At 52.9% G+C, this 10,680-nt stretch carries 11 protein-coding genes, 2 tRNA genes and 1 rRNA gene; 3 read left to right on the forward strand and 11 right to left on the reverse strand.

Features of this window, described 5'->3' with window-relative positions:
* Positions 1–38: 38 nt before the first annotated feature.
* Entirely contained in the window at positions 39–1,544 is a 1,506-nt protein-coding gene (gene pdxR / locus J2X61_RS24625; protein ID WP_310191516.1) for a MocR-like pyridoxine biosynthesis transcription factor PdxR, read from the reverse strand.
* 144 nt (positions 1,545–1,688) lie between these two features.
* Here pdxR and J2X61_RS24630 point away from each other — a divergent pair, with 144 nt between their 5' ends.
* On the forward strand, positions 1,689–2,279 hold the full coding sequence (locus tag J2X61_RS24630) for a GNAT family N-acetyltransferase (protein ID WP_310191521.1): 591 nt from the start codon (positions 1,689–1,691) through the stop codon (positions 2,277–2,279).
* A 116-nt stretch (positions 2,280–2,395) separates the two neighbouring features.
* Positions 2,396–3,703: an aminotransferase class I/II-fold pyridoxal phosphate-dependent enzyme gene (locus J2X61_RS24635; protein ID WP_274473511.1), complete on the forward strand. Its 1,308-nt coding sequence runs from the start codon at positions 2,396–2,398 to the stop codon at positions 3,701–3,703.
* A 57-nt stretch (positions 3,704–3,760) separates the two neighbouring features.
* Here J2X61_RS24635 and J2X61_RS24640 read toward each other — a convergent pair whose 3' ends face one another.
* The 7 genes from J2X61_RS24640 to J2X61_RS24670 all read right to left on the reverse strand — a co-directional run bounded on the left by J2X61_RS24640 (position 3,761) and on the right by J2X61_RS24670 (position 9,663).
* The gene (locus tag J2X61_RS24640; protein WP_274473501.1) at positions 3,761–4,249 is read right to left on the reverse strand and encodes an SRPBCC family protein; all 489 of its coding nucleotides are present in this window, start codon (positions 4,247–4,249) and stop codon (positions 3,761–3,763) included.
* Positions 4,250–4,270: 21 nt separating this feature from the next.
* A complete protein-coding gene (locus tag J2X61_RS24645; protein ID WP_310191524.1) occupies positions 4,271–5,599 on the reverse strand; it encodes a DRTGG domain-containing protein in 1,329 nt (442 codons plus the stop codon).
* 153 nt (positions 5,600–5,752) lie between these two features.
* Complete coding sequence (locus tag J2X61_RS24650) at positions 5,753–5,950, reverse strand: hypothetical protein (protein WP_274473504.1); 198 nt, start codon at positions 5,948–5,950, stop codon at positions 5,753–5,755.
* A gap of 183 nt (positions 5,951–6,133) precedes the next feature.
* Positions 6,134–6,334 carry a twin-arginine translocase TatA/TatE family subunit gene (gene tatA / locus J2X61_RS24655; protein WP_274473505.1) on the reverse strand — a complete coding sequence of 67 codons (201 nt, stop codon included), beginning with the start codon at positions 6,332–6,334 and terminating at the stop codon, positions 6,134–6,136.
* A 24-nt stretch (positions 6,335–6,358) separates the two neighbouring features.
* A complete protein-coding gene (tatC, locus tag J2X61_RS24660) occupies positions 6,359–7,087 on the reverse strand; it encodes a twin-arginine translocase subunit TatC (protein WP_274473506.1) in 729 nt (242 codons plus the stop codon).
* Positions 7,088–7,136: 49 nt separating this feature from the next.
* On the reverse strand, positions 7,137–8,858 hold the full coding sequence (locus J2X61_RS24665; protein WP_274473507.1) for a GMC family oxidoreductase: 1,722 nt from the start codon (positions 8,856–8,858) through the stop codon (positions 7,137–7,139).
* Positions 8,859–8,889: 31 nt separating this feature from the next.
* Positions 8,890–9,663 carry a gluconate 2-dehydrogenase subunit 3 family protein gene (locus J2X61_RS24670; protein WP_274473509.1) on the reverse strand — a complete coding sequence of 258 codons (774 nt, stop codon included), beginning with the start codon at positions 9,661–9,663 and terminating at the stop codon, positions 8,890–8,892.
* A gap of 166 nt (positions 9,664–9,829) precedes the next feature.
* Here J2X61_RS24670 and J2X61_RS24675 point away from each other — a divergent pair, with 166 nt between their 5' ends.
* Complete coding sequence (locus tag J2X61_RS24675) at positions 9,830–10,195, forward strand: c-type cytochrome (RefSeq protein ID WP_274473510.1); 366 nt, start codon at positions 9,830–9,832, stop codon at positions 10,193–10,195.
* A gap of 136 nt (positions 10,196–10,331) precedes the next feature.
* Here J2X61_RS24675 and J2X61_RS24680 read toward each other — a convergent pair.
* From J2X61_RS24680 to J2X61_RS24690, 3 genes are all read right to left on the reverse strand, one after another.
* Positions 10,332–10,413: transfer RNA gene (locus J2X61_RS24680), tRNA-Leu, on the reverse strand.
* Between the two features lie 15 nt (positions 10,414–10,428).
* Positions 10,429–10,500, reverse strand: a tRNA-Gln gene (locus tag J2X61_RS24685).
* A gap of 95 nt (positions 10,501–10,595) precedes the next feature.
* Positions 10,596–10,680, reverse strand: a 23S ribosomal RNA gene (locus J2X61_RS24690); the annotation flags it as partial.

The following is a 10,680-nucleotide window of genomic DNA, read 5'->3' on the forward strand; positions in this document are numbered from 1 at the left end:
CATGTTGATAATAGCATACTCTGTCAATCATGCCAAAATCATTTTGGTGAACAAACGGTATTTTCATAGGTTTGCCTTAAGATTGCCACACCTCGGCGGATTTCGTCCTCGGTCAGATGCGCGAAGCCGAAGATAACCCCGGCCCGGCCCGGGGGCAAAGCATAAGACGCGGCGTCGCTCCACTCGACGCCGGCTTGGCGGCACTCGGCTGCATAAGCGGCATAGGTGCGGGGGTCCCCCCGCCACCAGCCGAACAGATGCAGCCCCGCATCGCTCTCCACCCAATCGAAGAGGGTGGAGAGCTGCTCCTGCAGCAGCGCCTGCAGGAGCAGGAACTTGCTCGCGTACACCCGCCGCATGCGGCGCAGGTGACGCTCGTAGCCGCCGCTCGCCATGAATGCGGCGAGCGAGCGCTGTTCGAGCAGCCCCGACGGGTGCGGCTCATACAGCCGCTTCGCGGCTGCGAACGCGCCGTGCAGCGCGTCCGGCAGCACAACATAGCCGATGCGCAGGTCCTGCAGCATCGTTTTGGAGAAGGTGCCGATGTAGACCACCCGGCCCTCCTGGTCCAGCACCTTGAGCGGCTCGATCGGCCGCCCGCGGTGCCTGAACTCGCTGTCATAGTCGTCTTCGACGATGACAGCGCCTTGCTCCGCCGCCCAGCGCAGCAGGAGCTGGCGGCGGTCCAGGCCCAGCACCGCCCCCGTGGGGAATTGGCGGCTGGGCGTTACGAACAGCAGCCGGGCGTTCCACGGCTGCGGGATCAAGCCTTGCCCGTCCACCGCCGCGTGGACGGGCACGCCGCCTGCCGCCAGCACCGCTTTGGCGGCGCCTTGGTAGCCCGGGCGCTCCAGGATGACGGGATCGCCTTCATTCACGAGCACTTGGGTCAGCAGCGCGATGGCTTGCATCGACCCGCCTGTGATGACGATGCGCTCCGGCGGCGCATCAATGCCGCGCATCCGCCTCAGGTGCTGTGCGATCGCTTCGCGAAGCGCATAGTGCCCCTCGGCGATGTAGGCTTCTTCCTGCGGGGACTCCGTCATGCGCCGCACCTGTTCGTACATCCCGCGGTTCCACAGCTCCCGGGGGAATTGTTCGATAAGCGGGTGACCCATCGTAAAGGATACCCGCTCTTTCCCTGCCCCGTACTCAGGCCCCGGACTGTTCCCCTGACCTTGATCTCGAATCTGCCGCTGTCCCCGCCCCAGATTATCCGCTGCGCAAACCCGAAGCCCCCAGTCGGACAATTGAATCGGTTTGCCGGCGAACGGCTGCTGCTTCCCCGTCCCCCCGCTGTAGACGACGAATGTTCCTCTCCCCACATCGGCCTGCAAATAGCCTTCGGCGATCAACATATCGTAGACCTGGTTCACCGTGCCGCGCGACAATTCGTACAGGGCCGCGAGCTCGCGGCTCGACGGCAGTTTCGTATTGCGCTGCAGCTTGCCTCCCAGAATGCTGTCGTGCAGAGCATGATACAGCGCAGCATATTTGCTCGAATAGCGATCCCGATAGGAACGATAAGGGATGTGAAACTCCATACTGTCCTCCATTAGTTTGATCCAAAAGCATTCCCGATTGGTACATACAAACAGTCGGAAATTGGACCTTCTTACAAAGCCATTTTTCCTTTATGCTATCTAAAATCTCATAAAATCAAAAGAAAGACAAGGAGTAGATGCCCTATGAATTTCCAACCTACGCTTCTAGAAGGAACGCAAGTCGTCCTGCTGCCTATGCAGGAGTCGCATATTAGCGGATTGGCGGAAGCCGCCGCCGACCCGGCGATCTGGAGCTATATGACGCCGCTGCCGCATCGCTCGGCCGTCGAACAGTTTGTCCGTCAAGCGCTGGATGAACAGCAAGCAGGACTGGGCCTGCCGTACAGCGTCTATGACAAACATACGGATACGTTCGTCGGAAGCACACGGCTGTTCGATTACTCGGCCGCCAACCGGCACGCCGAGATCGGCCATACGTGGTACAATCCGCGCGTATGGCGCTCGAGAGTGAATACCGAATGCAAATATTTGCTGCTGCGGCATAGTTTCGAACAATTGGAGCTGCTTCGCGTTCAGCTCAAAACCGATCTGAGAAACGAGCGCTCCCAAACCGCCATCGCTCGCCTCGGCGCTCACAAGGAAGGGGTGCTCCGCCAGCACCGTGTGCTTCACGACGGGTATGTCAGGGACACGGTCATGTTCAGCATTTTGGACCGGGAATGGCCCCAAGTCAAACAACGGCTGGAGGGCTTTTTGGACAGAGTCAGCGTGTAGCCGAGGATAGCCATCCTAGCCAAAATAAATTTGTTTCGCGCAGTGACGTACGGGAGTGAAAGTGGTATAATAACTGCAAAAAATGAATAGCAAATTGGAAGGAATGACCCATGCTTATGAATCCTCTGGCAAGACAGTTAAACGAGACCCTGGAACGTGAAAATTCTCACGTATTTAACATGCTTTCTGCATTAGGTAGATCGATTTACTTCCCGAAAGAAGGCATTCTCAGCCAGTCCGCTGAAGCGAAGGCGAAAGCCAAGAAATACAATGCAACAATCGGCATTGCTATCGAGAACGGTCAGCCGATGCATTTGAAGGTCATTCAAGACACCCTCTCCACTTATGCGCCAAAAGATATATATGAATACGCGCCGCCAGCCGGCAAGCCCGAGCTTCGTACGGCATGGCGCAAAAAGATGCTCGAAGAAAACCCGGAGATCGGCAGCAAGCTGATCGGCAACCCGATCGTGACGAACGCCTTGACACACGGCCTGAGCATTGCCGCCGACCTGTTCGCGGATGTTGGAGACACCGTGATTATCCCTGATAAGAATTGGGAGAATTACGAATTAACCTTTGAAATTCGCCGCGGCGCCCAAATCGTGAATTATCCGCTGTACAACGAAGAGCAGCGGTTTAATGCTGCAGGTCTGCGCGATGCGCTTCTGGCCCAGCAATCCAAAGGCAAGGCGATCGTTGTCTTGAACTTCCCGAACAATCCGACAGGCTACACGCCCGGCGCCGAGGAAGGCAATGAGATTGCCGCAGCCATCAAGGAAGCCGCTGAAGCCGGCATTAACGTCGTCGTGCTGACGGATGACGCTTACTTCGGCCTTTTCTTCGAAGGCTCTCTGCACGAGTCGCTATTCGGCAAATTGGCGGACATTCATCCGCGCGTACTCGCCGTGAAAATCGACGGAGCGACCAAGGAAGAGTACGTATGGGGCTTCCGCGTAGGTTTCATCACTTATGCGGGACAAAGCGAAGCGCTGCTTAGCGCTCTGGAGCAGAAGACAATGGGGATCATCCGTGCGACGATTTCCAGCGGTCCTCACCCTTCCCAAACCTTCGTGCTTCATGCCTTGAATTCACCGGAGTTCAAGCAGCAGAAGCAGGAGAAGTACGAAATCATGAAAGGCCGCGCCAACCGTACCAAAGCGATTCTGGACAGCGGCAAATTCGATGATGCATGGGGCTACTACCCATTCAACTCCGGGTATTTCATGTGCTTGAAGCTCAAAACGGTCGATGCCGAAGCACTGCGCGTTCATCTGCTGAACCAGTACGGCGTAGGCACCATTGCCCTAGGCGAAACCGATCTGCGCGTTGCGTTCTCCTGCATTGAAGAAAGCAGCCTGGAAGAGCTGTTTAACCTTATTTATCAAAGCGTTAAAGAAATAGAGACTGTCTCGGCTCGCTAAGAGCTGCACGAACAAGGGCTGTCCCCTGGTCTTCAAGACCTCGGAGACAGCCCTATTTTATTCTTTGCTATGATGGACCAATTCGATATACTTCTCGTACCATACCTTCCATTGATCCATCGGAAAGTCGATCGCTTGTCCGTCCAGCAGTGCAGACAGCATATCCAGGCAGACGTGCCAGCCCGCCAAATCTTTGGGCGTATGCTCGGTCAAAGTGCCGACGAACTCTTGAAGCACGAGCAGCGAGCCTTCGGGCTTGTCCGATACTTCGAACCGGACGCGGTCAGCCCCCCACGTGAACGCCAGCACCGCGAAAGCTTCATAATCGGTAATCTCTAAATTCTCAAATGCGCCTGTACCGTCATTCATATGGAAGCGGATCACGCCGCCTTGACGCAGATCGACTGTCTGAAGATTGGACATCCATTTCTCCAATAGATGATTCTCCGTAAGCGCTGCCCACACCTTTGCGGCAGCATGCGGCAGCGGCCGGTCGTATTGAACCAGGAAGCCGCCGTTATCGTTTTTTCGAATGGAAGCTAGCATGACCTTGTTCCTCCTCAATATTTATAGAATACGCGCTGTGAACATCGCTCTAGCCGCTCTTAGGCCGTTCGCCACAATTTCCATGTCTATCTTGCAAAATCTGCGGCTCATCTCGATGATCGTCGGTACAATCGTAATAACATCGTCGATCTGCAGCGGAATCAGGAAATAGGAGGAGGAGCTGTCCAGCATGAGATCCCCCTTCTTCTGATCCTGAACGGTGCGGTAAGCGGCGCGGATCATTATCGTCGTCAAAACGCCTTCGGAAACGAGGCCTTCGAAATTCGTCATTTGCGGCGTAATCGTACCTTTAAAAAACAGCTTGCCTTCCGCGTCCCGCAGCTCGTCAATCCCCGCATAGATTTGCACCTCGAACGTTTCCGCGTTCTGCGGCTGCTGCTGCATATGCTGCATGGCTTTCATAACGTCCTTGCGGGAGATGACGCCGATCATGCGGCGTCCGCCGTCAATCACCGGCAGCAGCTCGATCCCTTCCCATACCATCATGTGTCCGGCAGAGGCAACCGACGTCGTTAATGAGATCACAAGCGGGTTCGGTGTCATTAACGTGCTGACAGGCTGCTCCGGCTTAGCTCCCACGATGTCTTTGGTCGTGATCATACCGATCGGAATGTGTTGTTGATCGATAACGGGATACCGGGTATGCATGGTTTCCTCCACTAGCTTCTGCATGTCCTTGACTGTATTCGTGCCTAGAAGCGAGTATACCGGGCGATCTCTCCCCATGATATCGTCGATGCGCAATATTTTCTTCTTGATCAGCCGGTCCTCCATCGCCCGATTGATCATCGTGGCCACCGTAAACGTATCGAACGAACTGCCGATAATCGGCAGCTGCAATTCATCCGCCAGCTCTTTCACTTCAGGAGTCGTATCGAAGCCGCCGGTTATCAGCACCCCGGCCCCTTGGCTGAGTGCGCACATGTGCGCTTGCACACGATTCCCTACGATGAGCAGATTGCCTGCTTCGATATATTTCAGCATCGCTTCCAGCTGCATGGCGCCGATGACGAATTTGTTCAATGATTTGTAGATGCCGCTGGAGCCGCCAAGCACGGTGCCTTCCACGACATTCACAATTTCCGCGAACGTCAGTTTGTCAATGACAGGCTCTTCTTTCTTCTCCATTCGGATCGTGCCGATTCGGCGTTTGGTGCTGACGAGCCCGGCGTTTTCAGCTTCCTTGATGGCCCTGTATGCCGTTCCTTCGCTAACGTCCAGATCTTGCGCGATTTGCCGAACGGACAGCTTGGTGCCGACAGGCAAGGATTCGATGTATTTCGTAATCTGTTCATGCTTTGTATGAAGCTCTGAATGGCCTGCGCTCATCGTCGCACCTCGCTGAACTGTACTATAACATTAACGTAAGTATAGTATAGGAGAATTGGAAAAGTAAATTTGTACCAAGCTGCAGCTTCGTGTCGGCACAAAAAAACCTGCTATTCACTCAGCAGGTATCTTTCCTTTTATGGATGGCGCCATTTACTCCGCAATAGTTTCCTGGTCGAAGGCATAATACAAGGCCAAACAGATTGGAGACAGGGCATACAACGCCGTTTCACCGCATTCATCGTGTTCCCTGCGTTCCGTACGATTGGCGAGCACTCTTTGATAATCATAAGGACGCCGCCGGATAACCGCCATTCTCTCATGCTCCATCGATGAAGACAAGCTGCTCATGAACGATCTCTCCCTTCAATATGCCGATCATTGTATTATTACATTTATGTTCAACTAATTTATTATATAACTTTGTGAAGATAATTGTGCGATAACAAAGTGAATTTCTTTTATTTTTATATAACAAATGCACACAAAAAAAGAGCCCCCGCAGAGGCTCCAATTCCGACCTGTTTCATACCGTCAAAACGGCTTCTTCCCTTCATTCTCGATCAAATGCTCCCCGCGCTCGCCATCGTCGATGATGCTGCGTGTCGAGTTGCGGAATTCACGCAGCGTATCGCCGAACGCTCTGCCTAGCTGCGGCAGCTTGGATGGACCGAAGACGATCAAGGCAATCGCCAGAATTAAAATCAAACCCGAAACTCCGATATTATTAAACATAGGTATCCTCCTTTGATTGAAGCGTTAGCTGTTGGCGGAGCTATGCTTCATCGTTCTCCACTGCCAATTGGCAGCCAGAACGCTAATTTCGAACAGTAGAATCAGCGGCACCGTCACGGAGAGATGAGATATCATGTCCGGCGGCGAAATGCATGAGCCTGTGATAGTTAAGGCAAGGTACGCGTATTTTCTCGACCATTTTAACCGCTCCGGCGTGAGCAATCCGATTTTGGTCAGGAACAAAATAATAACCGGCAGCTCGAAGGCAATCGACATCGGAAAGACGATCTGGAACAGAAAACCGAAATACCGGTCAATTCCATACGTTTCAATTGCCCCTATCGTCTGATTCATGCGCATCATGAAACGAATCATCATAGGGAAAACGACCCAATAGCTGAACGAGATGCCGATGATGAACAGCGCGAAAGCTACGGGAATATACGGAAGAGCGCTTCTCGATTCGGCTTCCGTCAACCCGGGGCGGACGAACGCCCATAATTGGTATAGCAGCACCGGAACGGTGAACAGCAGGGCGACGAGGAATGCGCACTTCATGTAGATCATGAGCCCATCCGTAAAGGAGAACACATTCCATTGAATTTCACCGATCAAGGGCTGCGATTTCAAAAACAGCAGAATATCCCCGGCCAAGTACAGCCCTGCGCTTAACGTGACAACAAACCAAGCAAGTACGATGAGCAGCCGCTTGCGTATTTCCGTCAAGTGGAGGATCCAATCTTCCTGCTCCATGACATCCCTCCTTGCTGAATGGCCGATCATGCTCCTTGTTCCCTGCTGGCTAAACGACCATGCCGCCTTGTTTCAAATATTTGGCGATTCCTTCGGCGGCTCTATAGGCTAACGCGCCGACCGTGCCTGTCGGGTTGTATCCGCTGTTGTGAGCGAAAGCCGACGCTCCGACGACGAACACATTTTCCGCATCCCACATTTGCAGATACGAGTTGACCGCGGAAGTAGACGGATCCGAGCCCATAATGACCCCACCGGTGTTATGCGTGGATTGGTAGGGCACGATATTGTAAGGTCCAAGCTGATCCGATGACCCGATGGTGGTCGGTTTCATTTCTTTCATAATTTCAGCGGCTTTCCCGCTGACGAATTTGATCATCTGCCGGTCCTGTTCTTCAAAATCGAACGTAATCCGCGCAAGCGGCAATCCGTACGCATCTTTATATGTAGGGTCCAAGTCCACATAATGATGCTTCCACGGCATGCTGGCACCTTGCGGAGAGACGGCCAGCACGCTGTTTGCGTATTTCAGCGATTTCTGCTTAAAGTCCTTGCCCCATGTCGGGGTCCCCTTGGGAACGGAATTGGTGGCGATCGGACGCTGCCCGGTTTGGGAGATGCGAATGCCGGCTCCGTGGATGAAGTTCAAATTGCTATGGTCGAAATTATCGCCATTGAAGTCGGGAATTTCCATCCCGAGCGAGCCGGCTCCAGCGTACAAGTTGAACTCCTTATCGTCGAAAAATCCTGTCGCTGAGCCGCCGTTCGTTTGGTAGCAGTAATTTTTGCCGATGACGCCTTTACCGGATGACGGATCATAGGGCTTGCCTAATTTCGAAGTGAGCAAGAGCTTAATGTTATTGAACACATAGCTGGCCATAATGACCACATCCGCAGGCTGCTCGAATTGCTCGCCTGTCACCGTGTTGACATACAGGACTCCGCTAGCTTTCTTGCCGTCATGAATGACTTGAATCACATTGGAGTAGGAGCGCAGTTCAAAGTTACCTGTCTTCTGCGCCACGGGAAGCACGGTGACGACAGCGTCGGCCTTAGCTCCGTACTCGCAGCCGAAGCGTTCGCAATACCCGCAATACTGACATGCGGCGCGGGTTATCCCGTCGGGATTCGTATACTGCTCCGACAAGTTCGCCGACGGCATCATGTAAGGATGATAGCCGAGCTTTTTGGTCGCCTCTTCAAACAGCTTCAGTATCGGCGTCTTAATCATCGGCTTCGTAGGAAATGGATTCGAACGCTTGCCCACCAACGGATTCTGCTCCTGATCGCCGGAGATGCCTGCCAGCTTTTCAAATTTATCGAAATAAGGCTCCAGCTGGTCGTAGGTGATACCCCAATCTTGAATCGTCATGCCTTCAGGAATTTTCTGTTTGCCGTAACGCTCGACCGTTTTGCTGTAGATTTCAAAATCATACGGAAGAAAGCGGTACGTCTGTCCGTTCCAGTGGATGCTCGCTCCGCCCAGCCCTTCGCCCAGCAGGAAAGATCCGTATTCCCGCATAGGCACAGCTGCAACTTTGTCTGTATTCCGGAACGTGACCGTTTCCTTGGAAAGATCCTGCATCAGATCGTACCGTGAAGCGTAGCGCAGCTCGTCATGCACCATAAAGTAATCTTGGGTGCTTCTAGGTTTACCTCGCTCAAGTCCAACTACCTTCACGCCTTGCTTGGTTAATTCCGCGGCGATGATGCCCCCGACCCATCCCATTCCAACAATCACTACCGGAACTTTCGGCATTTTCGTTGCCATATGCTTTCCCTTCCCTCATTGAATTTGCCAATTAATGAACAAAATGATCATGCAATGTGCGCGGCTCCATAACGACGAACTGATCCTTGTCTATGATGTTCGTGTAGCTCATTTGATTGCCCGGATACTTGCGCATCTTCCAACCTTGCATATCTTTATTGCCTCCGTACAAGGGATCGGCATATACCCCTTCCATCACAAGCACACGAAATTGATTGAAAAAGGTTTTTCCCGTAACCCCGTTGACCACCGTGATTTCGCCCTTCTCCATCGAGCTGAGGATGGCATCTTGTTCTTCAGGCGCCAACTCTACGAACGTCTTGTTATATTTGGACTTACTGGCGTCCTCCATGCTCTGCAGCCCCATCGTAATCAATTCGTGGCGTTGGATGCTTAAGTAGTCACCCTGTGTCACTTCCCCTTTCACGAAGGGGCCTGTCCGGTAAGTTCGGGCATTGACGCCCCAAGGGCTTGCCAACTGATGGTCAATATAAAAGGCAACCCCCAGCTCCGACGCCCCCGGACCGCTGTCATCCTTCGGAAATATGCGTTCGGCCGCGGCCTCCGTTATTTGCAGCTGAGCCTGGTTGAAAAACATGGGCGCCCGATTGTAGTCCACGCCTGCCTGAGCTTGCGGCGTTGCGCTAGGCGATGGGGCCGGTGTCGCAGATTTATTCTTAAATCCTCCGGATATTGCACTGCCGATCACGCCACCGACAACAGCTCCGCCTATGGCGGTACCGGTATATTTCAGGAAACTGCGCCTCGACTGATCGGGGGTTCTGTCTTCTTTGTTCTCAGCCATACTGTTTGCCTCCTTGGAATTTATTCAATGACAGGTTGCTTATGGTAGTTATGGATATCATGAGCACTCGCTAAATATCTTATTCATGAATCTCGTATGAAAAAATTAAAATGAGGGCAATGTAAGGATAGCGTTATTACAAATATTTGAGGGGAAGTACACACACATGAAGAAAACGTTAATCGTCCTGACGCTGCTGCTTGCAGGATCGCTCGCTGCTTGCGGTAAAAAAGAAACTCCGCCGGCAACAAGCCCTGCTGCCACAGCCACGACATCTCCAGCCGCAACGCAAAGCACGGCAGGGACCAAAGCGGATGCACAGACCGTTTTCAAGGCGAACTGCGTGAGCTGTCACGGTGGCAATCTAGAGGGAGCCGTAGGTCCCAATCTGCAAAAAGTAGGCGGTAAACTGTCCAAAGACCAAATTACCGGCATCATTACGAACGGAAAAGGCGCTATGCCGAGCTTCAAAGGCAGACTTAGCGACGACGAAATTTCCGCTGTTGCCACTTGGCTGGCGGATAAAAAATAACGACAAAAATCCCGTGCTCATCTGGAAGAGCACGGGATTTTTTGCATTTGCCTGTTAGGACGGCGACAAAAAAAGAGGTTATGCAATTCGTAGATAGCTCTACGATTCGCATAACCTCTCTGATTTGTTGCCGGGATGCGGTCGGAGGGATTTGAACCCTCACGCCTTGTGAGCGCCACCCCCTCAAGATGGTGTGTCTGCCGTTCCACCACGACCGCTTAGAAGGAAGTAAACTGGGGATCTAGGATTCGAACCTAGGCATGACGGAGTCAAAGTCCGTTGCCTTACCGCTTGGCTAATCCCCAATAAGATAGGGACGAGGGCGATCTTAAACGCCACAGTAGGGAGTTGTTCCCTGAAAACTAGATACGAAACTTGTAAAGTTGAACATTAGGTATATTAGGATAAGCCCTCGACCGATTAGTATTCGTCAGCTGCATGCATTGCTGCACTTCCACCTCGAACCTATCAACCTCGTCGTCTAC

The organism is Bacillus sp. 3255, from assembly GCF_031456485.1.
GTDB lineage: Bacteria > Bacillota > Bacilli > Paenibacillales > NBRC-103111 > Paenibacillus_E.

Excerpts from the sequence above, each read along its gene's own strand:
- pdxR (WP_310191516.1), bottom strand. The coding sequence starts at position 1,544 with ATGGAGTTTCACATCCCTTATCGTTCCTATCGGGATCGCTATTCGAGC.
- J2X61_RS24630 (WP_310191521.1), top strand. The coding sequence starts at position 1,689 with ATGAATTTCCAACCTACGCTTCTAGAAGGAACGCAAGTCGTCCTGCTG.
- J2X61_RS24635 (WP_274473511.1), top strand. The coding sequence starts at position 2,396 with ATGAATCCTCTGGCAAGACAGTTAAACGAGACCCTGGAACGTGAAAAT.
- J2X61_RS24640 (WP_274473501.1), bottom strand. The coding sequence starts at position 4,249 with ATGCTAGCTTCCATTCGAAAAAACGATAACGGCGGCTTCCTGGTTCAA.
- J2X61_RS24645 (WP_310191524.1), bottom strand. The coding sequence starts at position 5,599 with ATGAGCGCAGGCCATTCAGAGCTTCATACAAAGCATGAACAGATTACG.
- J2X61_RS24650 (WP_274473504.1), bottom strand. The coding sequence starts at position 5,950 with ATGAGCAGCTTGTCTTCATCGATGGAGCATGAGAGAATGGCGGTTATC.
- tatA (WP_274473505.1), bottom strand. The coding sequence starts at position 6,334 with ATGTTTAATAATATCGGAGTTTCGGGTTTGATTTTAATTCTGGCGATT.
- tatC (WP_274473506.1), bottom strand. The coding sequence starts at position 7,087 with ATGGAGCAGGAAGATTGGATCCTCCACTTGACGGAAATACGCAAGCGG.
- J2X61_RS24665 (WP_274473507.1), bottom strand. The coding sequence starts at position 8,858 with ATGGCAACGAAAATGCCGAAAGTTCCGGTAGTGATTGTTGGAATGGGA.
- J2X61_RS24670 (WP_274473509.1), bottom strand. The coding sequence starts at position 9,663 with ATGGCTGAGAACAAAGAAGACAGAACCCCCGATCAGTCGAGGCGCAGT.
- J2X61_RS24675 (WP_274473510.1), top strand. The coding sequence starts at position 9,830 with ATGAAGAAAACGTTAATCGTCCTGACGCTGCTGCTTGCAGGATCGCTC.